Raw genomic sequence first — 24,125 nt, 5'->3', positions numbered from 1 at the left:
CCTTCCCGAGCCCTGCTTCGCGGGAGAGGGGACGGCTCGCGCGAAGCGGGGAAAGACGGGGAGGGGGCCTTAATCGGAGGAAACCAATGAAGCTTTTCCTATATATCGTCATCGCCGGCTCTTTTCTCGCGACATCCGCCCACGCGGCGCCAGAGCCCCTGTCCATCGCCATCGTCGATTTCGACTATGTCGACACATCCGGCGAACCGCGGGACCAGACCGCCGACCATGCGCGCCGCCTGCGCGACTTCATGTCGGCGCTCCGGCGCGATCTCGGCCGCGACGACAAATTCCGCGTCGTCGCGCTCGATTGCGGTGCGGAGGCTTGCGCCGTCGGTAAAATCACGCCGCGCGACTTGTTCGACGCGGCGAAGAAGGCCGGGGCGCGTCTGGTTCTTTACGGCGGCGTGCACAAGATGAGCACCCTCGTGCAATGGGCGACGGCGCAGCTTGTCGACGTCGAGAAGGACCGCCTCGTGGACAATCACTGGCTGACCTTTCGCGGCGACGACGACGAAGCGTGGCGGCGCGCGGAGGTCTATCTCGCCAGGCGCCTGGCGGAGGCGCCGATCGAGGGGAAGTGACGTCAGAGCGCCTTCACCGCCAGCGTGCCGTTGATCCCGCCGAAAGCGAAGGAATTCGACAGCGCCACGCGGATCGGCATCTTGCGCGCTTCGTTGGGGATCGGATCGACCTGGCATTTCGGGTCCGGCTCGAGGAAATTGATCGTCGGCGGGGCGATTCCCGCGCGCAGCGCGCTGATCGTGACGGCGAGCTCCAGCCCGCCCGAGGCGCCGAGCGCGTGGCCGTGGATCGGCTTGGTCGAGGAAACCGGCGGCGGCCTGTCGCCGAAGACGGCGCGCATCGCTTCCGATTCGGTGATGTCGTTGGCGTAGGTCGCCGTGCCATGGGCGTTAAGATAATCGACGTCGCCTGGCTCGAGACCGGCGCTTTCCAGCGCCATGCGCATGCAGCGGGCGGGGCCGTCCACATCGGCGCGCAGCGGGTCGAAAGCGTCGCTCGTCGTTCCGTAGCCCGCAAGCTCGCAGAGCGGCGTCGCCCCGCGCGTCAGCGCGGCTTCGAGGGTCTCGAGGATGAAGACGGCGCCGCCCTCGCCGATCGTCATGCCGTTGCGCTTCGCCGAGAAGGGCCGGCAGAGATCGGGCGTGAGCACGCGCAGCCCTTCCCAGCCGCGCATGGAGGCGTTGATGACGCAAGCCTCCGCCCCGCCGGCGAGGGCGCGGTCCGCGCGACCGGCGCGCAGCATTTCGAAGGCTTCGCCGATCGCCTGCGTCGCCGAGGAGCAGGCCGAGGCGAGCGCGAAGGTCGGTCCCTTCGCGCCGTAGCGCATGCCGAGCGTCGTCGGCGCGGCGCTGGGGATGAGGCGGGGAACGGAGAGCGTGTCCGGGCGGCCGCCCTCCGCATATTCGCGATGGCAATTGTCGTCGATCGTATGGGCGCCGCCAATGCCGGTGCCGATGATGACGGCGGTGCGCGGCCCGCCGATCTCCTTGCCCGAAAAGCCCGCCTGCCTCACCGCCTCGTCCGCGGCGACGATCGAATATTGCGTGAACTCGTCGCAATAAGGGAGGATTTCCGCCTTGATATAAGCCGCCGGATCGAAATTCGGGATTTGGGCGGCGATCTTGATGCGGCCGGGATAGGGCCGCGCGAGTTGCAGCGGCCGGATGCAGGAGACGCCGTCGCGCGCGGCCGCCCAGAGCGGCGCCGCCCCGACGCCCGCTGCGGAAATCGCGCCCATGCCCGTAATGACGACCCTGCGGCGGCTATTCTCTGTCGTCATAACGGGCTGTTCTCCTTAGCTTAACCTGAACGGGCGCGATTCGCGTCCCGGCCCGTCTGCCTGACGCAAGAGGCGGCCGAGCGCAAGCCTCGCGGCCGGCGCGACTATAAAGAGCGGGGCGCGGGCTGTGAAATGCGGCGCCGGGTCGCGATCGTCTTCGTCCGCCGGCGGCCGATGGACTGCCGGCCGCGTCTTGCCTCTCCGGCCGCTCTCCCCTATAAGCTCCCGCCCAGCGCCTGCGTTTCCGACACCCCTGGAGGCGAGCGGCGCTTTTTCTTTTTCTAGAAGGACACCGACAATGGCCGAGATGAAATCTCTCGCGGCCACGGTGCGCAGCGGGACCGGCAAGGGGGCCGCCCGCAGCGTTCGCCGTGAGGGTCGCATTCCAGCAGTGCTGTATGGCGGCGGCGAAGCGCCGACGCCGATCTCGCTCGACAAGAAGGTCACGACCCAGCTGATCTTCGCGGGCCACTTCCTCACGACGATCTTCGAGCTCGACATTGACGGCAAGAAGGAGCGCGCTATTCCGCGCGACTACCAGCTCGACGTCGTGCGCGACTTCCCGATCCATGTGGACTTCCTGCGCCTGAAGCCGGGCTCCTTCCTCAAGGTGAACGTGCCTGTGCACTTCATCAATCAGGATCAGGCTCCGGGCATCAAGAAGGGCGGCGCGCTCAACATCGTGTATCACACGGTCGAGATGAAAGTGCCGGCCGACAACATTCCGGAGGCGGTCACCGCCGACCTCGCCGGCATGGACTTCAACGACTCGCTGCACATCTCGCAGATCCCGCTGCCGGAGGGCTGCAAGCCCACCAATCCGGACAAGAACTTCACCGTGGCGAGCCTCAACCCGCCGGCCGGCGGCGGCGAAGAAGCGGCCCCGGCCGCCGCGGCCGCTCCGGCCAAGGGCAAGAAGTAATTTCGAGAACTCCCTCTCCCGCAAAGCCCGTCAAAGGACGGGCGTCTCTAAGACGCCCTATGCGGGAGAGGGTGGCCCCTGCGTCAGCAGGGGTCGGGTGAGGGCCCTCATCCGTCACGCCTCCGGCGCGACACCTTCCCCCGCGAGCGGGAGAAGGAAATCCCGAGAGCCAGGATTCCCCCATGCTGCTCTTCGTCGGCCTCGGCAATCCTGGCCGCCAATACGCAAAGAACCGGCACAATATCGGCTTCATGGCCATCGAGGCCATTGCGCGCCGCCACGGCTTCGCGACCGCGCGCTCGCGCTATCAGGGCCTCGTCAGCGAGGGCAATATCGGCGGCGAGAAAGTGCTGCTGCTCGAGCCGCAGACCTATATGAACGAAAGCGGCCGCTCGGTCGGCGAGGCCGCGCGCTTCCATAAGATTCCCGTCGGCGACATCGTCGTCTTTCACGACGAGCTCGACCTCGCGCCGGCAAAATGCCGCGTCAAGGTCGGCGGCGGCGTCGCGGGCCATAACGGGTTGCGCTCCATCACCGCCCATGTCGGCAACGACTATAAGCGCGTGCGGATGGGCATCGGCCATCCTGGCGACAAGTCGCTCGTGCATGGCTATGTGCTCAACGATTTCGCCAAGAGCGAGGAAGGCTGGGTCGAGGCGCTTTGCGACGCCCTCGCCGACAACGCCGCTTTGCTCGTAAAGGGCGACGACAACGGCCTGCAGAACAGACTGCATCTCGCCATGGAGGCGAAGGGCTTCGGCGCGGTGAAGCGGGTCGGCGAGAAGGAATGATCCGTCTCGCCGCGCTGCTGATGCTCCTCGCCGCCGCCCGGGCGGAGGCTGCGGGGCCGGGCGAGAGCCCCGCTGCGTCCCCCGCCCGGCAAAAGCCGGTTCCCGCCTTCGGCGACGACCACCCCGACTGCCCCCAATGGACCGACGGCTGCATCGTCTGCGCGCGCGGCGCGGAGGGGCCCGATTGCTCCATGGCCGGGATCGCCTGCCTGCCGGCGGAGCCCGCCTGCCTGACGAAAAATCGCTAGCGCTCCCTCTCGTCTAAACGCCCGATGAACGCCGCTCTCAGCCCGCGTTAAGCCGGTTTGCGCAAAGCTCCGTCCCATCGAGACGCGGTCTCGACATTCGGGAGTTTCAGCGATGATCCGCAACGTTCTTCTCGCCGCCGCCCTCCTCTTCGCCGCCCCGGCTCTGGCCGAGACGCAAAGCGCGAAACATGCGACGCCGGAGCCGTCGGCCAAGATGGCGACCGAGGCCCAGCGCCTCGACCTCAACGCCGCCACGATCGAGCAGCTCATGTCGGTGAAGGGCTTCAACAAGACGATCGCCGAGGCCATTGTGAAGGGCCGCCCCTTCAAAAGCGTCGACGACCTTTCGGCCCGCAAAATCGTCTCGGGCTCCGTCCTGACCCCGGTGAAGGATCAGCTCATCGTCCGCTGAGCCGGAGCGAGGGAAGCGCCCGCCTTGCAAGACGGGCGTTTTCCTTATTCACGTCCCCGTAACGCGCGCCCCTTCCTTAAAATTGCGAGAGCGCCTATATTTGCTTCGCCGGTTCGCCGGCTATGGCGATAAACGAACATCGAAATAAACCATCCGGACCCGGGGGCGGTACCCGGCGCCTCCACCAGAGCCCGTAAGGCGGGCTGCGGCGGGGGCGAAATAGGATCGACGGGGGCGTAAAGGGTGCTTTTTCGCTCGGCATGATACCGCCGTTATCGGGTCAAACCTTATAGTTGCCAACGACAACTATGCTCCGGTGGCCGTCGCTGCGTAATGCAGCGCTGGTACTGGGAATCAAGCCCTAGGAGTTAGCGCTTCTAGGCGGGGCTCGGAGGCGCCTGGCAACAGAAGCCTCCACTTCATTTTCGGCGCATGCAATTCGAGACCGTCATGCGCCAGGGAAAAGCGCATGGCGACCGATCTTATTCGTTACGATCTTCTTGTTCAGGACGCGATGCGCGGCGTCGTGCGGAAAGTTCTGGGAGACGTCGCGATCAGCGGTTATCTCCCCGGCGACCACCACTTCACCATCGTTTTTCGAACCGACGCGCCGGGCGTGAAGATTTCCCGCCGCCTTGCGGAGCAGTGGCCGCACGAGCTCACCATCATTCTGCAGCACCAGTTCTCGAATCTCGAAGTCGATCAGAACGGATTCGGCGTCACTTTGTCCTTCCGCTCGATCCCGGAGCATCTCTACATCCCCTTCGCCGCCATCACTGATTTCTACGACCCCTCGGTCGAGTTCGGCCTGCGCTTCGAGGCCTCGGATATGGAGGAGGAAGAGGACGAGGAGGAAGAGGACGCGCCGCCGCAGCGCCCGACGCTGCGCGCGGTCGACGAAATCGCGGAAGCCGCGCCCGTGAAGGCCGCGCCGGCCAAAGCGCCCGCCAAGATCGAGAAGGTCGAGGAAAAGCGCGCGGCGAGCAAGGCGGACGCCCCGGCGGCGGAAAGCGCCGAAGCCGAGAGCGACGGCGACGCCAAGGTCGTCTCCATCGACGCCTTCCGCAAGAAGACCTGAGCCCGTGGGCCGCGCCTGATGGGAGAGATCGTCAATCTCCGCCGCGCCCGCAAGGCGCGCGACCGGCGCGAGAAGGAAGAGGCGGCGCAGGCGAATCGCGTCGCTTACGGGCGAACGAAGGCCGAGCGGGAGCTGAACGAGGCGCGGAAGCGGCTCGAGGCGGAGAAACTCGACGCGCATAGGCGCGACACGCCGGAAGAGCCCGCGTGAACGAGGCCGCGAAAACTCCCATCCGCGTCGTCAAACATTCCATCGTCATCGCCGGCCACCGCACCAGCGTCTCGCTGGAGGAGCCCTTCTGGCGCGCGCTGAAGGAAATCGCGGCGACGGACGGGGTCTCGCTCGCGGGGCTGGTGGCGCGGGTGGATGAAGGGCGCGGGACGGCGAATTTATCGTCGGCGCTAAGGGTGTTCGCGTTGGAGAGGGCGAGCGGCTCAAAGTAGCCCGTGCGGCTCGGTCCTGGCTGTCATCGGCTCGCAGGCGCATGAGCGGCAATCCACCGTCCCCCTCGGCGTGGAGGGGACGTATTTCGGGCCCCGCCATCCAGGCCGTTATCCGCCGGGCCGCCAGTCTCTCACACCCAGCCCGCGATCTCGCGCCGCGCCAGCGTCTCGATGACCGCCATGCCCTCGGCGCTGTCGTTGAGGCAGGGGAGGCGCGCAAATTTCTCGCCTCCCTTCTTCAAAAAAAGGTCGCGAATTTCGACGCCGAGCTCCTCGATGGTTTCGAGGCAATCGGCCGAGAAGCCCGGCGCGACGACGGCGAGGCGCTTGACGCCCGCTTGCGCAAGCTCCGTCACGACGTCGCTCGTATAGGGTCCGATCCATTTCGCGCGCCCGAAGCGCGACTGGAAGGAGAGGCGGAGCTTTTCCTCCGACATGCCGAGCGCCTCGCGCAGCAGCCGCTGCGTCGCCTCGCAATGCGTCCGATAGGGGTCGCCGCGATCCACCTGCAATTGCGGCAGGCCGTGGAAGGAGGCGAGCAGGATTTCGGGCTCGAAATCAAGGGAGGCGAGCTCGCGCCTTATGCTCGCCGCCAGCGCCTCGATATAGGCGGGCGCGTCGTAATAGGGCGCGCCGATGCGCAGAGCCGGCTGCTTGCGCATGCGCTTCAACGCCGCGAAAGCGTCGTCGGCGACGGAGGCGTTGGTCGAGGCGGCGTATTGCGGATAGAGCGGCAGCAGCGCGATGCGCTCGCAGCCTTTCGCCATCAGCGCCTCGATCCGCGACGGGATGGAAGGCGAGCCGTAGCGCAGCGCGTAATCGACGACGACCGGCGCCGCGCCGTTCAGCGTCGCGGCCCATCGGGCAAGCTTTTCGGCCTGCAGGCGCGTGATGGTCTTCAGCGGCCCTTCGCCGATGTCGTGATTCCAGATTGTTTGATAGGCATGGGCGGATTTCTTCGGCCGCGTGTTCAGCACGACGCCGTAAAGCGCCGGCAGCCACACGAAGCGCGGCAAATCCACGACGCGCGGGTCGGAAAGGAATTGCGCGAGATAGCGCCGCACGGAGGCGACGTCCGGCGCATCGGGCGTGCCGAGATTGGCGATGAGGAGGCCGACGGGGGTCTTCGATGAAGAAGTCATAGGGCGGAATCGTTCGGGCGCGCCCTTTCCCCGTGAGAACGGGGAGAGGGTTAGTGTGAGGGGCAGGGCCGCGACGCGCAGGTTGACGTTTGTCGAAGAACCCTGCGCCATACGTCTCCGACGCGGCTTTGTCCCTCATCCTAAACTCTCCCCGCAAGCGGGGCGAGAGGGGAGCCGGTCATTCGCGGATCGCTTGCTTTCGACCGAGCGGCGTCACAGCCGAAACCCTGCGCCATCGACTTCTCGCCAATCACCGGAACAGAAGCGCCCCCGCGACCCCGGCGAGCGCCATCAAAGGCAGCGGGTTCATATGGGTGAGCATCAATACGCCGAAGACGGAAAACGCGATGGCCGCGCCGGCCCATCCTGTTATCGCCGCCTTGCCGACGGCGACGACGCCCGCGAGCAGCAGGCCGATGGAGACGGCGTTGAGCGCGCGCTGGATCGAGGCGCGCCAGGGCCAGTCCGAAAGATGCTCCCAGACGCGGCCGACCCAGAAGGTCAGAAATCCCGTCGGCAGGAAAAAGGCGAGCGTCACGGCGAGCGCGCCGATGGGCCCCGCCACCCATTCGCCAATGCCGGCGATCATCATCATATTCGGCCCCGGCGCCATCTGGCCGAGGCTGTAAAGGCGCACGAGCTGGTCGGCGGTCAGCCAATGGAAGGTGTCGACCGTCAGCGTCTTCATTTCGGGGTAAGCCGCCATGCCGCCGCCGATGGTGAGCAGCGACAGATAGGAGAAGACCCCGATGAGGCCGATCATCTCTCTCATTGGCCGTCCTTTCGCGGACGGAACCAGAAGGTTGCGACCGGCGCCACGGCGAAGAGCGCGAGCAGAACGGATTCGTGCAGAAGGGTGACGAAAGCGAGCGTCGCCGCGGCGAAGAAAAAATCCGGCGGCTTGGCGATGGTCTTTCGCGCAAGCTCCACGGTCACGTAAAGCACCATGCCGACGGCGGCCGCGGAGACGCCGTGCAACACGGCGTTGACGAGCGGAAAATCCTTGTGCGAGGCCCCATAGGCCGCGGCCGCCGCGACCATGATGAGACCGCCGGGCAGGCAGATGCCGACAAGCGCCGCGACGGCGCCGGCCGCTCCCCGCAATCTGTCCCCGACGAGGATCGCCATATTGGAGGCGTTGAGCCCGGGAAGCGACTGGCAGATGGAGAGAAGCTCGACGAAAGTTTCATCGTCGAGCCATTGGAGCGAACCGACGAGGCTCGACCGCAGATAGCCGACCACGCCGCCGCCCAGGCTCGTCGCGCCGATCATGAGAAAGGCGAGGAAGATCTTCGCGATCGAGACTTTTGGAATATTGCCGGCGTCACTCATGGCTTTGCGGCGGATTGCCCTTGAGGCGATAGACCGCGCCGGTCTTCGTCGTGCCGAGGCTGATCCAGTCCTGCGCCTCGCATTGCAGCAGCTTGAAGAATTCCTCGCATTTCAGCAGCGCCTTGGCGCTCAGCTCCTGACGGCGCTGAAATTTGCACTGGAAGGAAAATTCTCCGACGAGCTGATGCTGGTCGCCGCGCGTGCGCCACACCGCGACGTCGCTTTCCGCCGTAAAGTCTTTGCCGAAATCGAGCGCGCCGAGCTTTTGCTGGACCTCCTCCACCGCCGTGCGGTTGACGAGTTCGAGGCGCTCGTTTTCCTTGGTCATCAGCGGCCGCAAGGCGGGAAAGGCCTCGACGAGCGCCTCATGCGCCGTGAGATCGCTGCTGAAGGCGAGAGGATCGAGCTTGAATTCGACATTGTGCGAATAGAGCGACCGCATGCCGCCGATGCGGTCCTTTCGCGGCAGCCATTCCTCCTTGAATTTGACGCGATACATGCCCGGAATATTCGGCCGGATGTCGAGCTGCGAGGCCGTGTCGAGATCGGGATGGCGGAATTTGAAGACGATTTCCGGTTCTCCGACGGGAAAGCCGTCTTCATAAACCGTGCGGCGGCGCAGGATGAAGGCGTGGTTGTAGAGCTTGAACTCCTTCGTATCGAGAAAGAGCACTTCGCGGATCTGCGGGCGCAGGCGTTCATAGCGCTCGGTCTCGAAATCGATGCGCGCCTCTTTCGCCGCCTTGCGGACGAGTTTCCCGAAATCGTGAAAGCTCTGCACGGAGGTGAAGCGCAGGCCATTCAGAATCACTTTGGCTTCGAGGTAATGCACCTCGTCGAGCGGATGGCCGTCGGCGTAGAAGCGGTCTTCGGCGGCGTCTTCCGCCGGATCGGAAAGATGTTCGGCCAAACGGCGTCCCCAACGAAAATGACGAAGGACGGCGCCCCGCGCCCTCCTGCAATCGGCGAAAGGAACTTGTCCCATCGTCGCGGCGCTCCGGTCAAGCGCGCGCCGGAGAACTCAGCCGCGTTTCGCGATCCACGCCTCGAAGGCGGCGCGTTCGTCCTCGGCCATGTGGAAGGCGTGTTGCGCTTCCGGAAAGGCGCCGTTGCGCACCTCGTTTGCATAGGCGCTCACCGCGTCGCGCAGAGCCGCGCTCACCTGGCCGTAGCGGCGGTTATGCTTGAACTCGCGGGTCGTGACGCCTGCGAGGTCGTTGACGACGAGCACTTGCCCGTCCGTCTGAGGTCCGGCGCCGATGCCGATGGTCGCCGATTTGATCGCGCGCGTGATGCGTCCCGCAAGTTCCTGCGGCACCAGCTCCAGCACGAGAAATTTCTGCCCCGCCGCGTCGCCGGCGAGCGCGTCGTCATAGAGCTTTGCGGCGGCGGCGGCGGTCTTGCCTTGACGGCGTTTGACGTCCTGATGCTGCGACTCGAGCCCCAAATGCCCGCAGACGTCGAAACCTTCCGAAACGAGCGCGGCGACCAGTCCGGGCTGCGCGCCCTCGAACTTCACGCAATCGGCGCCGGCGTCGCGCAGAAGGCGCGCGCTCGCCAGCGCCATTTCGGGCGTGTCATAGGTCGCGTAGGGCAAGTCGCCCATGAGATAGGCCTCCGGCGCGCCGCGCCGCACCGCGGCGATGTGATGCGCCATGTCCGCGAGCGTCACCTCCCGCTCATGGGAATAGCCGAGCACGTTCACGCCGACGCTGTCGCCGACAAGGATGATGTCGACCCCGGCCTCCGCCTCGATGCGCGCGGTCGGCGCGTCATAGGCGGTGATCGCGACGATCTTCTCGCCGTGACGCTTTTTCTCCAGGATAAGGTCGGCTTTCGACATGCGCGGCTCCCGCCGTGGTCGCGTCCCGTCGCGAAACTCGAATGGGGAGAATTAGAATTATCGCGCCGCGTCGTCCCGGCAGGCGTGGGGCCGGCCGGGGATGCGGATTTCCTGAAGGCCGCCGCATTTGTCGCAGGCGGAAAGCGCGAGCGAGAGGACGAAGAGCGCCAGAACCAAAACCGCCTTGCGTCTCATGCGCCTCCCCCGTCTCGAATGCGGCGGGAAACTAGCCGCGCGCGGGCGCGCTGACAAGCATGCGCCCGTCAGCCCGGTTAGCGCTTGGCCTCCGCGATTCTGGAGGCGCTGTCGCGCATCAGCGTATGGACGATCGCGACATGATCCGCGTCCGAGCCGACCGTCAGCGCGCCGTCTTCCGCCCAGATGCGGACGCTCGCGGCTTTCAGTCCGCGATAGGCCGGGCGCTGCGCCGGCGAAGCGGGGGGCGGGGCTTTTCTAGCCGCGCCGCCTTACCCGACCTCGTGCGCGCCACGTAAAAATGCGCGACTTAAGGGCCTTCGGGAAATATGACGAATAGTTTCTGACCTTCCGGGCAGCGGGCGATGGGCTGCGGCTTGCTCGCCGGATATTTGTTCGGGCCTGAGGTCGACATCGGAAAGAAATAAGCCTGCTGGCAGGCGGGATCGACGCCGCCGACGCAGTCCGCGCCGGGCGCGCCGCATTTCAACGGATATTTCGCGCCCGTCGTCGCGGGGGGACCCTGGCAGGTGAAGGTCGGCTGACCGGCGCAGAAGAGCTGCACCGGCACGTTATAGGCCGCGCCGCCGCTCTGGGCGCAGAGATTGGCGCTCCATTCCGCATTGGTGCAGCCTTCCGGCGAGACGTTGACGTCGTACCAGACGCAACTGCGCATCAGGCTTTCCGGATTGTCCTGCAATCTGGCGCAGCCCTCGCGGCTGGCGAAATTGGCCTCGATGATCGTCAGATTGTCGCGCTGGGCGGCGAAGCAGTCCGGCGTCTTGCCCGGCGGCAGCAGATTCTCCATCGCGCAGAAGCGCGACGCTCCGGCGCTTGGCGGGACAGAGACGGCGCAGGTCTGGCCGGGCGGCAGAACCACCTGCCCGTTGATGCGCCGGCAGTCCGGCGACCAGGAGAAGGGGGCGGGCCGCCCCGGCTGGGGCGAGAAGCCGATATAGAGGGTGCGCTGGCTGCGATTGACGAAGGCGACAAGGCTCGCGTCCATCAGTCCCGCGCCGACATTCTGCGCATAGGCGGGCGGGGCGTGGCCCCCGAGCGCTATTGCGAGGAGGGCGAAGGTTCGAGCAAGGACGCTGGGCATCGCTTCGGCTCCCAGATTGCGAGAATGGATCGTTGCAACCGTAGCGGTGAGGCGTCAATGCGCGCGTCGTCGCAGATCGACAGAGTTGCGCGCTTGCATCTTGGCCAAACCCAAGTATAAAGCGCGCTTCGCGAGGTTCCCGGCCGGGGGCTGAACGGAAGCGCGCGTCCTCATCCGGGGGCTTGCGAGGGGCGACCCCCCGCCTTCCCGTGTCTCCGCCTTCGAACTTTCCTTCTCGAGCCTTTCCCACGGACTTATCGTCCCAGAAGCGCTCGAAGGGCTTGGCGCCGGAACGGCTCGCGACAACGGAAAGGCGAAGATCAATGGCTCTTTACGAGCATATCTATCTCGCCCGTCAGGACGTTTCTCCGCAGCAGGTGGAGACTCTGACCGGGCAGTTCAAGAATGTCATCACGTCGCTCGGCGGCACGGTCGGCAAGGTCGAATATTGGGGCGTCAAGTCCCTGGCCTACCGCATCAAGAAGAACCGCAAGGCGCATTTCACGCTCATCAATATCGACGCCCCGCCGGCCGCCATCGCCGAGCTGGAGCGCCAGCAGAGCATCAATGAGGACATTCTCCGCATCCTGACGCTGCGCGTCGAGGAGCTGGAGGAAGGTCCGTCCGCGCAGCTCCGCAAGCGCGACGACGACGACCGCGGCGAGCGCCGTGGCCCCGGCGGCCCGCGCGGCGATCGTGGAGACCGCGGCGACCGTGGCGACCGCCGCCCGCGTCGTGAAGAAGGCCGCGCTGAAGGAGAAGCCGAATGAGCACCGCCCCCCGCCGCCCCTTCTTCCGCCGCCGCAAGTCCTGCCCCTTCTCCGGCGCCAACGCCCCGAAGATCGACTATAAGGACACGCGCCTGCTCTCCCGCTACATTTCGGAGCGGGGCAAGATCGTCCCGTCCCGCATCACGGCCGTTTCGGCCAAGAAGCAGCGCGAACTGGCCCAGGCCATCAAGCGCGCGCGCTTTCTGGGGTTGCTGCCTTATGTGATCCGGTAAGCGGGTCGCATTCGAAGGATTTAAGGACCGCGCTCCGAGAGGGGCGCGGTTTTTTTAATGCCCCGGGGGTTTTTTGTGAGCCATTCTCAGAACTCAGTACAAGCTCTGGCTGCTAATCTCAAAGTCCGCAATGCGCCATGAGCGGACGTTGACGACTATTCAGCAAGCGGATGCCTTTGCTTGGCAGTAGCAAAGCGCTCAGGAATAGAACGCGAACTGATCAAGCGTGAGCAAGGCCTGCAGTGCCCGTGACTGCGTATAGTGTTCCGGTTTTGCGCGCCCGTGCCCAACTGCGTTTCTGGCTACACTCGGTTGATTCGATTCGACGTCAAAATCCGCATAGGTGTAGTGTCTTAGATAGTGAGCAAACTCCACGGGGAAGAACAGCGTGTCCTTTCCTCCTGCCATCTTAGTGGCAGTGTCCAAAGTGAATTCCAAAAGCTTACTGATTCTACGAGTATGCTGTCCGGTCGAAGCGAAATAGGCCTCAGCGATGATACCCTCAATCTCGGTCAGCACCACTTTCAGACAGGCTACCCAGTCGCCTTCTTTATAGGCCTTCACGCCAGAGCGAAGGATGGCTTCCTTTTCCTTGAAATGAGGCCTGGACATCCAACGGTCGAACATCCGATCCAGACATTCGCAAGTGAACTTTTTTGCAAGCTCGGCCTCTGCCTCAAGCAACGGAAAACCGGCTTCGCAGGCATTGCTCAGAGTTCCGAAGTCCCCAGTCATGATCTCGATGAAAGGAAACCAACCTGCGGCAACGACGCGCTTAAAGGTCGCCTCATTTGCTAGAACTGAATAGAGGTCGGCGTAGCGCATCTGTCGACATAAAGTGCCAAGATCGCGTTTTGCATCCTCAATGTTGAGGTGGCCTCCAGGGTTGAAGTCGAAAAACAGACCGAACCGAAACCCTTCACGGAAAAGGACGATTATTCGGTCCTCCGTCGCGACGTCTACCAGCGGAAACCACATACCAGTGACGTCAGCGATATCACTCTCAAAGAGTACAGTCCCAGAGGATGCGTTTCGTTTCAGACGAGTCTCATTCATGACCGCTGCTGCGTCGATCCATAGCGCCGCCGTATTGTCCGGCTTTATTACCAGAAGAATTGTGCTGGCGTGGAGAAGGGCTGGATATTCTCCAGCCTGCTGGGCGCAGTGCCTTATTACCGAGATGAGATTCGGGGCCACTCGATGAAACACAGCTTGCTCTGAGCACATTGTGGCGCGTGTCCACACCTTGACGGAAGTTCCGCGCATTGCCGCCTCGGCGGATACCCCATTAAACTCCACGTTGCTCAGGATGATGGGCTTGCCGGGGTTGCGAACCATTACACCCGGTCTCGAAGACACGGGATCAGCTTTTGCCTTGCTCGCTTCATCGTGTTCGGGAATCGTCATGCCTATCATCTAACACGCCTGAGGTACATTTATTCGCCCCGATGGAAGTCTGGATTGGGTCAATAGCAGTCCTTCAGTAACTATTTCGACCATAACATGGAGTATGCGAAGCCGGATTGCCGCGCGCCTACCCCGCCCGCACCTGCGGCGCCGTCGCTTCGTGCAGCCCCTCCAGCCCCGCCGTCGGCTGCGGGGGCTCGGCCATGAACTGCGCGGCCGCCAGAGTCGCGAAGCGGCCGCCTTTTTCCACGAGCGTCTCGAAGGAGCCGCTTTCGACGATCTCGCCCTGATCGAAGACGAGGATGCAGTCGGCGTTGCGCACGGTGGCGAGGCGGTGGGCGATGACGAAGGTGGTGCGCCCCTTGGTCGCCGCCTCCAGCGCCTTCTGGATCTGCTTCTCGGTCGTGGCGTCGAGGGCCGAGGTCGCCTCGTCGAAGACGAGGATGGGCGGGTTTTTGAGCAGCGCGCGGGCGATGGAGAGGCGCTGGCGTTCGCCGCCCGAGAGCGAGCGGCCGCGCTCGCCGATGCGCGTGGCGCGGCCGTCGCTCTGGCGCGAGACGAATTCCGAGGCCTGCGCCAGCTCCAGCGCGCGGGCGATCTCCTCATCCGTCGCGTCGGGATTGCCGATGCGTAAGTTCTCCTCGATCGTGCGCGCGAAGAGCATCGGCTCCTGAAACACGACGCCGATGTTCCGGCGCAGCGAGAGCAGGGTGAATTCACGAATATCGACGCCGTCGATCTTCACCGCGCCTTCGTCCGGATCGAAGACGCGGTGGAGGAGTCCGAGCGTCGTCGACTTGCCGGAGCCCGTCGCGCCGACGAGCGCGACGGTCTGGCCCGGCTTGGCGAGGAAGCTGACATTCTTCACCGCCTTGCGGCGCGGGTCGTAGGAGAAAGTGACGTTCTCGAAGGCGACGGCGCCCGCGAGCCGGCCGGCGTCGCGGGCGCCCGGCCGGTCGGCGACGGTCGGCTGCGTGTCGAGAACCTCGAAGAATTCCTCGATTTTTGCCGATTGCGCGAAGAGGATGTTGACGAAGCCGACGACTTGTTCGAGCCGACCGATCAACATGGTTGCGAAATTGGTGAAGGTGACGATCTCGCCAATCGACGCCTGCCCATGAAGATGCAGCCATGTGCCGAGCACGAAGATCGAGAGGATCGTCAGCGTCGCCGACGCGCGGCTCGCGACGGCGACGAGCGCCCACCATGAGAGCACCGGCATTTGCGCGGCGAGCACGTCCTCGATGATCCGGCGCAGCGCGCGCGACTCGCTTTCGACGCGAGTAAAGCTTTGCACGACCGGGATATTTCCAAGGGCGTCGGAAGCGTGTTCGGCGAGCGAGGAATTGTGCCGCTCGACTTGCCCCTGCAAGGCCTCCGTGCGCCGCAGGACATAGCTCGTCGTCAGATAGAAGACGAAAACGAGCAGCATCAGGAGGCCGCCGAGCCGCCAATTGATGAACAGCGTCGACGGCAGAAGGATGAACAGCGCGACGAAGGAGGCGCAATTTTCGCGAAAGAAGGACAGCCACAGGCCGAACATGGCCGAAGAGCCGTCGAGCATCGTCTTCAGCAGCCGTCCGGAATGCACATTGGTGTGGAATGTGAGTGGAAGATTAAGGACATGCTCGAAATAATCGGACACCACGGCGAGCCGGCGGCGATGCGCGAGCCGGTCGGCGTTCAATCCGACGAGGATGGCGCCGCCGATCGAGAAGAGCCCGAAGCCCGCCCACGCCATGAGCAGCGGCAGCAGGTCGCCCCAGGTCAGCGTATGGCCGGGCGCCTGGGCCTGGGTCATCCGGTCGATGATGCGGCCGAAGAGAAGAGGTTCGGCGAATTGGGCGATGGCGAGCGACAGATTTGCGGCGACGAGAATCGTCGCGAGCCGCGCCTGCGGGCGCAACTGGCCAAGGACGCGAGAATAGATCTTGAGGACTTTCATCGTCTCGCCCACTCCGGCCGCTTTCGTACGCGCTTACAGGCGCGCGGCGCGCCATGCAAGGCCCTGGCTTGGCGGATCAGGGGCGCGCAAGGCGCGGAAGATAACCCCGGCGCGAAGGCCGGCGCATAGAGGCCACAGAAATGTTTGACGCAATTCGCTTTCGCGCCTTGTCCGCGCTGCGCCTTCGCAGAATTTTCCTGACGCCGGCCGATCCCGCTTTCGCCGCGCGGCTGCAGGACGAGCAATTCGCCGCCGTGCGTCGCAATACGCCGGGAATGATGCTCGCCAATATCGGCAATGCGCTCGCCCTTTTCGTAACCTTCATTGGCACGCCGCTGGAAGCGCGCGCAGCCTTGTGGACCAATGCGCTGCTTCTGGTCTCCGGCTACATCTTCCTGCGGGCGCGGCGGCGCGGCCCGCGAGCCGGGAAAAAGCGCTCGCGGCCTTCGACCATTCACATTCGCGCGGCGATCAACGCCGCCGCGCTCGGCGCGCTCTGGGCCGCGGTGCCGATGCTCTTCTTCCTGGAGGCGAGCCCCGGCGCGCGTCTTATGGTCATTTCATTGACGGCGGGCATGCTGTTCGGCGGCGCCTTCGCGCTGGCGCGGGCGCCGCTCGCCGCGACGGTGTTTGCGGGTCCGATCGCGCTCGCCGCGGCCGTGACGCTGATCCGGGGCGCCGATCCAGATCTCGCCCGCATCGCCTTCGTGCTCTGCATCTACACCGCCGTTCTGCTGCGCGGCGCTTACGCCGAGGCGCTCAGTTTTCGCGGGCGCGTCCTGTCGCAAATGGGAGCCGAGCGCGAAGCGCGCACCGACGCGCTCACCAAATTGCCCAATCGCCTCGCCTTCACGGACGCCATGGAGCGCGAACTCGCGCGCCTTCACCGCTATGGCGGCGGCTTCATGCTGCTTTGCGTCGACATCGATAATTTCAAGACGATCAACGATCGCCACGGACATCCGGCCGGCGATCAATTGCTGGCCCAGGCGGCGCGGCGCATGCGCACCGCCTTGCGGGCGTCGGATCTCGTGGCCCGGCTTGGCGGCGACGAATTCGCGATCATCGCCACGGAGGTGCAGACGCGCGAAGCCGCCCGCGCCGTCGCCAATCGCATCGTCGGCTGCTTCGACGCGCCCTTCCAGCTGGAGGGCCGCGCGGTTCAGGGCGCCGCGAGCGTCGGCGGGGCGCTGGCGCCGAAGGACGGAGCGGATTTCGGCGCGATCTTCAAGAGCGCGGACGTCGCTCTGTATCAGGCCAAGCAGAGCGGCGGCTGGCGTATTTTCGAGCCGGCCGGCGAACACGACATTGCGGATGCGCCGCTCGCGGAGCCGCATTTGCGGCTGGCTCTGGCCAACCGCCAGTTCGCGCTCGTCTATCAGCCCATCTTGAATCTCGTGACGAACGAACTCGACGGTTTCGAGGCGCTGTTGCGCTGGAGCCATCCAACGCGCGGACAGATCCCGCCTTCCGCCTTCCTTTCGCTCGCCGAGGAAACGGGGCTCATCCACGAGATCGGACTCTGGGTCGCCGAAAACGCGGCGGCGGCGGCGGCGCGTTTCCCCGACCGGTTCCGGGTCTGCGTCAATGTCTCGGCGACGCAGCTCCGCCGGCCCGATTTCGCACGGCGCCTGCTCGAGGCGGCCGCGCGGGCGGAACTCGCGCCGAGCCGGCTGGAGATCGAGATCGGCGAACGCGCCCTGCTCGCCGGCGACCGCGAAATGGAAGATCAGGTGAGGAAATTGTCGCGCATGGGCGTCTCCGTCGCGCTCGACGATTTCGGGTCCGGCTACGCGTCTCTCGCGCAGTTCGGCCGCCTGCCCTTGAAGCGGGTGAAGATCGACGGCCCGCTGTCGCGCGACGTCCTGAACCGGCGGGAATGCGCGGCGATCGTCGCGGACGCGGCGCGTATGGCGGCGGGATTCCGCTTCGCCGTTCTCGCCGAGGGCGTCGAGACCAGGGAGCAGTTCGAATGGCTGCGCGACCACGGCGTCGTCGAAGCGCAAGGCTATTTTATCGCGCCGCCCATGCCGCTCGAAAAGCTCGAAGCCTTCGTCGCGAACTGGCGCCCGGAGCAGACGAGGTCCGCCGCGATGGGCGCGTGAGTTTTTTATTCGTCCTCGCCGAAGCGGCTAGCGACCAAAGCTTCCAGCGCGTCCAGCGCCTCGGCCGCCTGGGGTCCGCTCGCGCCGACGGTGATGGTCGAGCCCTGTCCGGCGCCGAGGGTCAATATGCCCATGATCGAGCTGCCGCCGACGGTCTCGCCGTCCTTGGAGACCGTGATCTCCGCGTCGAATTTCTCGCAGCACTGGACGAATTTCGCCGTCGCCCGCGCATGCAGGCCTTTTTTATTGATGATCGGAAAATCGCGGGCGGCGGCGTTTTCGGCCGCTTGTTCTTGCGCGTTCGACATTGAAGATCGCTTCGACGAGGTTATTTCGGGTTCAGGAGCACTCTGCTCGCGATATAAACATATTTTCGTCCGGCGTCCTGCGCTTGAAGCACGGCCTGCTCCAGCGTGGCGGTGTCGCGCACCGAAGCGAGCTTGATGAGCATTGGAAGATTGACGCCGGCGAGAACTTCGACATTGCCGCCATTCATGACGGAAATGGCGAGATTGGACGGGGTGCCGCCGAACATGTCGGTAAGCAGGACGACCCCCTCGCCGCTATCCGCCTTGTGAATGGCTTCGAGAATGTCGGCGCGGCGGCGCTCCATATCGTCTTCGGGGCCGATGGAAATCGAGACGAGTTGCTTCTGCGGGCCCACCACGTGTTCGAGCGCGGCGCGGAACTCCGTGGCGAGGTGGCCGTGGGTCACCAAGACCATTCCGATCATTCGACCCTACCACTCATGAAGACGTCTCGCGTTGCGCGATGCCAGGCGACAGTTGATCCGCAAACCGCCATGGCTCTTCGCCCCCGCGACAGCATATACAAGCACAGCCGCCGCGCCCATCCCATTTTGTCGCGGGGCCCGCTAGGCGCGCCATTTTGTGCGTCGCGGCGAAATTGGCAAGCAAAAAGCGCGATAGGGGCGTCAATTTGTCGTAATTCTTTGTAGAAAAAAGCCGATTCGGCCAACAGAGGCGCTGCCGCAACCTTCCGTAACAAGGCGTGGCAGTTTAATTTTCTGCACCAGAGCGGTTTTTTCATCCTCGCCGGGATAGCGCGGCGGCTTTTCTCCGGCGCCGCAAAGATCGACTATGGCGCTCAGAACGCAGGCCCTTTCGAACGGGACGCGCATGAGGCCGAGGCCTCGCACTTCGATCATGCCCGCGATCGCCGGATGCGGCCGCGCGACGAGCCGCCCGTTTTGCGCGTCGACGGCGACGCGGTCGTCGCCGACCAGCCGCGCAAAGTCGCCGCGCGCCTGGTAATGCGAAATCAGATCGAGGGTCAGCGCGCTTTTTCCGCTGCCCGAGGGGCCGCGCAGCAGGAGGCCCTTTTCGCCGAGCAGCAGGGCGTTCGCATGGAGATGGCTCGGCGCCTTCGCGCTCATCGCGCCGCCGGCAGCCAGACGACGAAACGCGCGCCGAGAACGGGATCGCCCGGGTCCGGCTCATCCGTGCCGTCGGGATGCGTCCGCGTGCGGTTCAAAGCGCGGATGCGGCCGCCATGCGCCTCGATGATCTGTCGGGAGATGGCGAGGCCGAGCCCCGAATTCTGTCCGAAGCCCTGTTCGGGACGGTCGGTGTAGAAGCGCTCAAAGACGCGTTCGAAGGCGCCGTCGGGAATGCCCGGCCCGTCATCGTCGACGATGATTTCATAGCCGTCGAGCGGCGCGCCGCCCGGCCCCTTGGCGCGTTCCGGCCAGAGCAGAACCCGCACGGCGCCCCCGGGCCGGGAGAAGGAGCGGGCGTTGTCGATGAGATTGTTGAAGACCTGGCCGAGGCGGGAATCATGGCCCCGGACGCACCAGCGTTTGCGCATCGGTTCGCCCGAGGCGTGGCGGATGGTCAGCTCGATGCTCACGCCGTCGCCGCGCTCGACATTGCGCGCAATGTCCACAACGGTGATCAGCGCTTTCGAGAGATCGACGTCGCCCATATCGGCGCGCGCAAGTTCGGCGTCGAGGCGCGATGCGTCGGAAATGTCGCTGATCAGCCGGTCGAGCCGTCCAACATCGTGCTTGATGATCGCGAGCAGCCGGTCGCGGGAGGCGTCGGTCTTGGCGATGGGCAGCGTCTCGACGGCGCTGCGCAGCGAGGTCAGGGGATTTTTGAGCTCGTGCGCGACGTCGGCGGCGAAATGTTCGATGGCCTCGATGCGGTTGTAGAGCGCGGTCGTCATGTCGCGCAGGGCGGCCGAGAGATGGCCGATCTCGTCGGGCCGATCGGAAAAATCCGGAATCTCCTGGCGCGACTTGGCGCCCCGGCGCACGCGCTCGGCGGCCTCGGCGAGACGCCGCATCGGCTCGGTGATGGTGTTGGTGAAGAAGAGCGAGAGCAGCAGCATCACCCCCGCCGAGACGAGGAAGATGCGGATGATGCCCCAGCGCTCCTGCGCGATGATCGCGTCGATGTCGCCGCCCATCGTCGACAGCAGCAGGGCGCCGCGCACAGAGCGGAAGCGCTGGACGGGCACGGCCACGGCGACGATGGTCTCGCCTTTTTCATTGGCGCGCACGACGGAATGGGCGCGACCTTCGAGGGCGCTCGCGACCTCCGGATAGTTCTTGCCGTTGCCCATGCCGATGTCTTCGTAGAGCGGCAGCTCCGGGCGGCGCGTCACGCGGCGCAGGAAGTCGAGCGTCTTCTGCAGGAAGGACGAGGCGTCGAGCGTCGTCGCCCGTCCCGGCGACGGCAGATCGAAGCGCAGAATATTCGAGCGTCCGGAGACCGAGCGCGAGTCGAGCAGCAGATAGCCGTCCCGGTCGTAAATGCGCGCGCGCAGACGCGTCGGCGAAACGAGGCGCTTGAGCAGGGGGCCGACGCGCTCCGGGTTCAGCGAGAATTCGATCGCGGGCTGACCGTCGCCCGGCGCGGCGCTCTCGCCGGGGGCGAGCCGCAGCAGCTTTTCCGGGTCGATCGTGATCGCATCCGTATCGACGGTCGCGGAAGCCGCGATGGCGGCGGCGATGATCTCGCCTTGCGTCTGCAGGCTTTGGACGCGCGCGTCGATCAGGCCTTCGCGAAACTGATTGAGATAAAGAAACCCGCCGAGCAGCGCGACGAGGCCGCCGAGATTGAGGACGACGATCCGTCGCGTCAGCGAGGAGGAGAGATGCGACTGAAAGGCGCGCGACAGGCGGCGCAGGCGGATGTTGAAGCTCCGCGCGCGGCGCGCCGGCGGCTTTCCGCCGGACTCGCCCTGTCGAGGGGGAGCGGTCTCGAGCGACGGCGCTCGCGCGGGGGCGGGCGCGTCGGCTTCCTTCGAGATGACGTCGCCGGACTCCGCCGCGCTCATGAAGCGTTCGCCCGCCGTTACATTTCCTTGAAGCGATAGCCGACGCCGTAAAGCGTCTCGATCATCTCGAAATCGGAATCGACGACCTTGAACTTCTTGCGCAGGCGCTTGATGTGGCTGTCGATCGTGCGGTCGTCCACATAGACCTGATCGTCATAGGCGGCGTCCATCAGCGCGTTGCGGCTCTTCACCACGCCGGGGCGCTGCGCCAGCGATTGCAGGATCAGGAACTCGGTGACGGTCAGCACCACCGGATCGCCGCGCCAGGTGCAGGTGTGGCGCTCCGGGTCCATGACCAGCGCGCCGCGCTCGAGAACCTTCGCCTCCGTCTCCTTCTGGGCCGCCGCCTCCTTTGGATTGGCGCGGCGCAGGATCGCCTTCACCCGCTCGACGAGCAGACGCTGCGAGAAGGGTTTGTGGATGAAATCGTCGGCGCCCATTTTGAGGCCGAAGAGTTCGTCGATCTCCTCGTCCTTGGAGGTAAGAAAAATCACCGGGAGGTCCGATTTCTGCCGCAGCCGGCGAAGAAGCTCCATCCCGTCCATGCGCGGCATCTTGATGTCGAAGATGGCGAGATCCGGCGGATTGGCCCGCAGCCCGTCGAGCGCCTGGGCCCCGTCCGTATAAGTCTGCACGCGATAACCCTCGCCCTCGAGCGCGATGGAGACCGAGGTCAGGATGTTGCGATCGTCGTCGACGAGAGCGATGGTCGGCATGATCATCCTTTGCTTTTGTTGGCGGCGATAGACGCGTCTGGCGACGAGCGGAGCGTGCATCATTCGCCATTGATGGCGCTACGCTTTCCGATGTCGCCCGGGACCGATGGGTTTCTGCCGACCCGGACAAGGTCCCGACCTATCGCGGCTGAAATGTGGCCTTCAAAGCGGCCAGATACGCCGATGCGCATGAAAGAGGCGCCTGTTCCGTCCAGAACAGATTCTCTTCGGAAGCGTCTGTCAACTTATCCGAAAGCGCTCCGGCTGCGACAGCCGCGCCCCACTCTTATATACACATTTGGTCGGCAAAGCGAACCAGGCGCTCTCTTGATATGGAAATGCAGGCGAAATCATGATGATAGATAAAGATGGCGGGCCCGTGCGCGATCCCCGCCAGGACCCGTCTTTCGATCCGGTGGGGGAATCCAAGCGGTTGCTGCGCGGCATCCGGACGGCTACGCTCGCCACATTAACGGAGGCGGGGGCGCCCTTTGCGACATTGACCGCCATCGCGACCGATCATGACGGGACGCCGATCCTGCTGCTCTCCCGGCTGGCGCATCATACGCGCAATCTGGAGCGGGATGGCCGCTGCTCTTTGCTGCTGCCTCAGGGCGGGCGGGGCGACCCGATGGCGCATCCAAGGCTCACCCTCGTCGCCAGGGCGGCGCGCAGCCAGAGCCCCGGCGCCCGCGCGCGTTTCCTCGCACGCAATCCGAAGGCGCAGCTTTACGCCGATTTTCCGGACTTTTCCTTCTGGCGGGCGGAGGTCGAAGCGGCGCATCTCAATGGCGGCTTCGCGCGGGCGGCGGATTTCGGGCCCGCGGCGCTCCTGACCGACATTGGCGGCGCGGAGTCGCTTCTCGCGGCGGAGGCCGACATTCTCGGCCATATGAACGCCGACCATGCCGACGCGCTGGCGCTTTACGCCGAAAAGCTCGCCGGGGTGAAGCCCGGAAACTGGCGGGCAAGCGGGATCGACCCGGAGGGGCTGGACCTGATTTGCGGCGACGAGACCGCCCGCGTGGCGTTTCCAACGCCCATTAAAAATCCCGCGGAGTCGCGAGAGGTTTTGGTGGAGCTGGCCAAGCTCGCGCGCGGTTGAGAGGCGGTTGAGAGATAGAAGATCGAGGGGCCGCCCCTCGCGCTTCGAGACGCCCGCGTCGCGGGCTCCTCGGCGAGAGGGGCGCGCAAAGCGGGCGTCCCGCCTCAAACCGTCGCGAGAAAGCCCGCGATCTCGTCCTTCAGCGTAAGACGCTTCTTCTTGAGGTCCTCGATCGTCGCGTCATCCGCCGGCTCGACATTGGTCTCCATGCGGTGAATGGCGCGGTTGAGCGTGTGATATTCCTCGGCGAGGCGTGCGAAATGGGCGTTGCCGGCCTTCAGATTGTGGATCGCTTCCGCGTGCTCCGGGAACTCTTCGTGCAGCTCATGCGCGACATGACTCATATTTGTCTCCGAACCCTGGTCTCTGCAACTCGGCGCCCATGGCGCCGTCCAAGCTATTATAGCCTGTGAAATTCATCGAGCGGGCCGTCGAAAAATGCGGCCTTCGGTCGCGTTGGCGACGGAGCTTCCGGACTTTTGAGAAATTAGTGTCATATGAATGAATCTCCGCTTGACGCGCCGGAAAGCCGCGATTAGGTTCCGCCCACTTTCGACAGGCCGTAAGTTCACGCCGTCGGGGAGCGCCACGCTCTCGACCTTTCGAACTTAAACGCTGTCGCCTTGCCTGTGACCGCCAAGTACCTTTGGTAATCATACCGTCGTTCACGGCGACGGACAGGAAGGCACGATCCCGGGTCTCCGGGATCCTCTGCGTTAGGAGCGCCTTGGCCTTGCGGCCATCGGCGCTTCGCTCGTTTGCGCGTCTTTGATGCGCTTCCGGGTTCACCCGAACATCCGCCATTCGCGAACAGCGAAGCGAAGGACTTTTTGATGCCGACGATCAGCCAGTTGATCCGCAAGCCGCGTCACCCGAAGACGTATCGCGAGAAGGCCCGCCATCTTGGCGCCTGCCCGCAGAAGCGCGGCGTGTGCACGCGCGTCTACACCACGACGCCGAAGAAGCCGAACTCGGCGCTTCGCAAGGTCGCCAAGGTGCGTCTGACCAATGGCTTCGAGGTCATCGGCTATATTCCGGGCGAGGGCCACAATCTTCAGGAGCACTCCGTGGTGATGATCCGCGGCGGCCGCGTGAAGGATCTTCCGGGCGTTCGCTATCACATTCTGCGCGGCGTGCTCGACACGCAGGGCGTCAAGGACCGCAAGCAGCGCCGTTCGAAATACGGCGCGAAGCGTCCGAAGTAATCCGGCCGAAGTAGGGAGCAGCAC

Annotated in this window: 29 protein-coding genes and 1 other RNA gene; 14 read left to right on the top strand and 16 right to left on the bottom strand. The window is 64.9% G+C overall.

Annotation, left to right across the window (positions count from 1 at the left end; genetic code table 11):
• Positions 1–86: 86 nt before the first annotated feature.
• Entirely contained in the window at positions 87–584 is a 498-nt protein-coding gene (locus MMG94_RS10365; protein WP_016917677.1) for a DUF2380 domain-containing protein, read from the top strand.
• A gap of 2 nt (positions 585–586) precedes the next feature.
• Here MMG94_RS10365 and MMG94_RS10360 read toward each other — a convergent pair whose 3' ends face one another.
• Positions 587–1,804 (bottom strand): beta-ketoacyl-[acyl-carrier-protein] synthase family protein, encoded by a 1,218-nt coding sequence (locus tag MMG94_RS10360; protein ID WP_026015927.1) that lies wholly within the window; start codon positions 1,802–1,804, stop codon positions 587–589.
• Positions 1,805–2,102: 298 nt separating this feature from the next.
• Here MMG94_RS10360 and MMG94_RS10355 point away from each other — a divergent pair, with 298 nt between their 5' ends.
• From MMG94_RS10355 to MMG94_RS10320, 8 genes are all read left to right on the top strand, one after another.
• A complete protein-coding gene (locus tag MMG94_RS10355) occupies positions 2,103–2,726 on the top strand; it encodes a 50S ribosomal protein L25/general stress protein Ctc (protein ID WP_016917680.1) in 624 nt (207 codons plus the stop codon).
• 182 nt (positions 2,727–2,908) lie between these two features.
• Positions 2,909–3,517 carry an aminoacyl-tRNA hydrolase gene (pth, locus tag MMG94_RS10350; protein WP_016917681.1) on the top strand — a complete coding sequence of 203 codons (609 nt, stop codon included), beginning with the start codon at positions 2,909–2,911 and terminating at the stop codon, positions 3,515–3,517.
• Positions 3,514–3,765 (top strand): hypothetical protein, encoded by a 252-nt coding sequence (locus tag MMG94_RS10345; protein ID WP_016917682.1) that lies wholly within the window; start codon positions 3,514–3,516, stop codon positions 3,763–3,765. The genes pth and MMG94_RS10345 overlap by 4 nt, the downstream gene beginning before the upstream one ends.
• Before the next feature lie 112 nt (positions 3,766–3,877).
• Positions 3,878–4,177, top strand: coding sequence for a ComEA family DNA-binding protein (locus tag MMG94_RS10340; RefSeq protein WP_016917683.1), 300 nt, complete (start codon positions 3,878–3,880; stop codon positions 4,175–4,177).
• 68 nt (positions 4,178–4,245) lie between these two features.
• Positions 4,246–4,596: a transfer-messenger RNA gene (gene ssrA / locus MMG94_RS10335) on the top strand.
• 50 nt (positions 4,597–4,646) lie between these two features.
• Positions 4,647–5,255, top strand: a complete 609-nt coding sequence (locus MMG94_RS10330; RefSeq protein ID WP_016917684.1) for an SspB family protein — start codon at positions 4,647–4,649, stop codon at positions 5,253–5,255.
• 18 nt (positions 5,256–5,273) lie between these two features.
• Positions 5,274–5,465, top strand: a complete 192-nt coding sequence (locus MMG94_RS10325) for a DUF4169 family protein (RefSeq protein ID WP_016917685.1) — start codon at positions 5,274–5,276, stop codon at positions 5,463–5,465.
• Positions 5,462–5,698 carry a ribbon-helix-helix domain-containing protein gene (locus tag MMG94_RS10320; protein ID WP_016917686.1) on the top strand — a complete coding sequence of 79 codons (237 nt, stop codon included), beginning with the start codon at positions 5,462–5,464 and terminating at the stop codon, positions 5,696–5,698. The genes MMG94_RS10325 and MMG94_RS10320 overlap by 4 nt, the downstream gene beginning before the upstream one ends.
• Positions 5,699–5,829: 131 nt before the next feature.
• Here MMG94_RS10320 and hemH read toward each other — a convergent pair whose 3' ends face one another.
• From hemH to MMG94_RS10285, 7 genes are all read right to left on the bottom strand, one after another.
• The gene (gene hemH, locus MMG94_RS10315; protein ID WP_016917687.1) at positions 5,830–6,840 is read right to left on the bottom strand and encodes a ferrochelatase; all 1,011 of its coding nucleotides are present in this window, start codon (positions 6,838–6,840) and stop codon (positions 5,830–5,832) included.
• A gap of 250 nt (positions 6,841–7,090) precedes the next feature.
• Positions 7,091–7,612, bottom strand: a complete 522-nt coding sequence (locus tag MMG94_RS10310) for a chromate transporter (RefSeq protein WP_016917688.1) — start codon at positions 7,610–7,612, stop codon at positions 7,091–7,093.
• On the bottom strand, positions 7,609–8,172 hold the full coding sequence (locus tag MMG94_RS10305) for a chromate transporter (RefSeq protein WP_016917689.1): 564 nt from the start codon (positions 8,170–8,172) through the stop codon (positions 7,609–7,611). The genes MMG94_RS10310 and MMG94_RS10305 overlap by 4 nt, the downstream gene beginning before the upstream one ends.
• The gene (locus MMG94_RS10300; protein ID WP_016917690.1) at positions 8,165–9,082 is read right to left on the bottom strand and encodes a hypothetical protein; all 918 of its coding nucleotides are present in this window, start codon (positions 9,080–9,082) and stop codon (positions 8,165–8,167) included. Before MMG94_RS10300 ends, MMG94_RS10305 begins: the two co-directional genes overlap by 8 nt.
• Before the next feature lie 111 nt (positions 9,083–9,193).
• Entirely contained in the window at positions 9,194–10,015 is an 822-nt protein-coding gene (gene panB, locus MMG94_RS10295) for a 3-methyl-2-oxobutanoate hydroxymethyltransferase (RefSeq protein WP_016917691.1), read from the bottom strand.
• Positions 10,016–10,072: 57 nt separating this feature from the next.
• Positions 10,073–10,210: a hypothetical protein gene (locus tag MMG94_RS10290; RefSeq protein WP_016917692.1), complete on the bottom strand. Its 138-nt coding sequence runs from the start codon at positions 10,208–10,210 to the stop codon at positions 10,073–10,075.
• A 310-nt stretch (positions 10,211–10,520) separates the two neighbouring features.
• Complete coding sequence (locus MMG94_RS10285) at positions 10,521–11,312, bottom strand: hypothetical protein (protein ID WP_016917694.1); 792 nt, start codon at positions 11,310–11,312, stop codon at positions 10,521–10,523.
• Positions 11,313–11,635: 323 nt separating this feature from the next.
• Between MMG94_RS10285 and rpsF the strand changes: the two genes are divergently transcribed.
• Both rpsF and rpsR read left to right on the top strand, forming a co-directional pair.
• Positions 11,636–12,082 carry a 30S ribosomal protein S6 gene (gene rpsF / locus MMG94_RS10280; protein WP_016917695.1) on the top strand — a complete coding sequence of 149 codons (447 nt, stop codon included), beginning with the start codon at positions 11,636–11,638 and terminating at the stop codon, positions 12,080–12,082.
• Complete coding sequence (rpsR, locus tag MMG94_RS10275) at positions 12,079–12,315, top strand: 30S ribosomal protein S18 (protein ID WP_016917696.1); 237 nt, start codon at positions 12,079–12,081, stop codon at positions 12,313–12,315. Before rpsF ends, rpsR begins: the two co-directional genes overlap by 4 nt.
• A 198-nt stretch (positions 12,316–12,513) precedes the next feature.
• Here the strand turns inward: rpsR and MMG94_RS10270 are convergent, their stop codons facing one another.
• Positions 12,514–13,722 carry a hypothetical protein gene (locus MMG94_RS10270; protein ID WP_154419853.1) on the bottom strand — a complete coding sequence of 403 codons (1,209 nt, stop codon included), beginning with the start codon at positions 13,720–13,722 and terminating at the stop codon, positions 12,514–12,516.
• Between the two features lie 127 nt (positions 13,723–13,849).
• Positions 13,850–15,667 (bottom strand): glucan ABC transporter ATP-binding protein/ permease, encoded by a 1,818-nt coding sequence (locus tag MMG94_RS10265; RefSeq protein WP_026015928.1) that lies wholly within the window; start codon positions 15,665–15,667, stop codon positions 13,850–13,852.
• A gap of 140 nt (positions 15,668–15,807) precedes the next feature.
• On the opposite strand from MMG94_RS10265, the gene MMG94_RS10260 reads away from it, so the two are divergent.
• A complete protein-coding gene (locus MMG94_RS10260) occupies positions 15,808–17,772 on the top strand; it encodes a putative bifunctional diguanylate cyclase/phosphodiesterase (RefSeq protein WP_016917699.1) in 1,965 nt (654 codons plus the stop codon).
• A 5-nt stretch (positions 17,773–17,777) separates the two neighbouring features.
• Here the strand turns inward: MMG94_RS10260 and MMG94_RS10255 are convergent, their stop codons facing one another.
• The 5 genes from MMG94_RS10255 to MMG94_RS10235 form a co-directional block, all read right to left on the bottom strand.
• On the bottom strand, positions 17,778–18,080 hold the full coding sequence (locus tag MMG94_RS10255; RefSeq protein WP_016917700.1) for an HPr family phosphocarrier protein: 303 nt from the start codon (positions 18,078–18,080) through the stop codon (positions 17,778–17,780).
• Between the two features lie 20 nt (positions 18,081–18,100).
• Entirely contained in the window at positions 18,101–18,505 is a 405-nt protein-coding gene (locus MMG94_RS10250) for a PTS sugar transporter subunit IIA (RefSeq protein ID WP_016917701.1), read from the bottom strand.
• A 201-nt stretch (positions 18,506–18,706) separates the two neighbouring features.
• Positions 18,707–19,168, bottom strand: a complete 462-nt coding sequence (locus MMG94_RS10245; protein WP_016917702.1) for an HPr kinase/phosphorylase — start codon at positions 19,166–19,168, stop codon at positions 18,707–18,709.
• A complete protein-coding gene (locus tag MMG94_RS10240; protein WP_016917703.1) occupies positions 19,165–21,075 on the bottom strand; it encodes a stimulus-sensing domain-containing protein in 1,911 nt (636 codons plus the stop codon). Before MMG94_RS10240 ends, MMG94_RS10245 begins: the two co-directional genes overlap by 4 nt.
• 17 nt (positions 21,076–21,092) lie before the next feature.
• On the bottom strand, positions 21,093–21,791 hold the full coding sequence (locus MMG94_RS10235; protein ID WP_026015929.1) for a response regulator transcription factor: 699 nt from the start codon (positions 21,789–21,791) through the stop codon (positions 21,093–21,095).
• Between the two features lie 352 nt (positions 21,792–22,143).
• Between MMG94_RS10235 and MMG94_RS10230 the strand changes: the two genes are divergently transcribed.
• Positions 22,144–22,896, top strand: a complete 753-nt coding sequence (locus tag MMG94_RS10230) for a HugZ family pyridoxamine 5'-phosphate oxidase (RefSeq protein ID WP_016917705.1) — start codon at positions 22,144–22,146, stop codon at positions 22,894–22,896.
• Between the two features lie 104 nt (positions 22,897–23,000).
• Here the strand turns inward: MMG94_RS10230 and MMG94_RS10225 are convergent, their stop codons facing one another.
• Positions 23,001–23,240, bottom strand: coding sequence for an HP1242/YdcH family protein (locus tag MMG94_RS10225; protein ID WP_016917706.1), 240 nt, complete (start codon positions 23,238–23,240; stop codon positions 23,001–23,003).
• Between the two features lie 489 nt (positions 23,241–23,729).
• Between MMG94_RS10225 and rpsL the strand changes: the two genes are divergently transcribed.
• Positions 23,730–24,101, top strand: coding sequence for a 30S ribosomal protein S12 (gene rpsL / locus MMG94_RS10220; RefSeq protein ID WP_026015930.1), 372 nt, complete (start codon positions 23,730–23,732; stop codon positions 24,099–24,101).
• Positions 24,102–24,125 lie beyond the last annotated feature (24 nt).

Source organism: Methylocystis parvus OBBP, from assembly GCF_027571405.1.
In the GTDB taxonomy this organism is placed as follows: Bacteria; Pseudomonadota; Alphaproteobacteria; order Rhizobiales; family Beijerinckiaceae; genus Methylocystis; species Methylocystis parva.
This window is presented reverse-complemented; position numbering and strand designations above follow the sequence as displayed.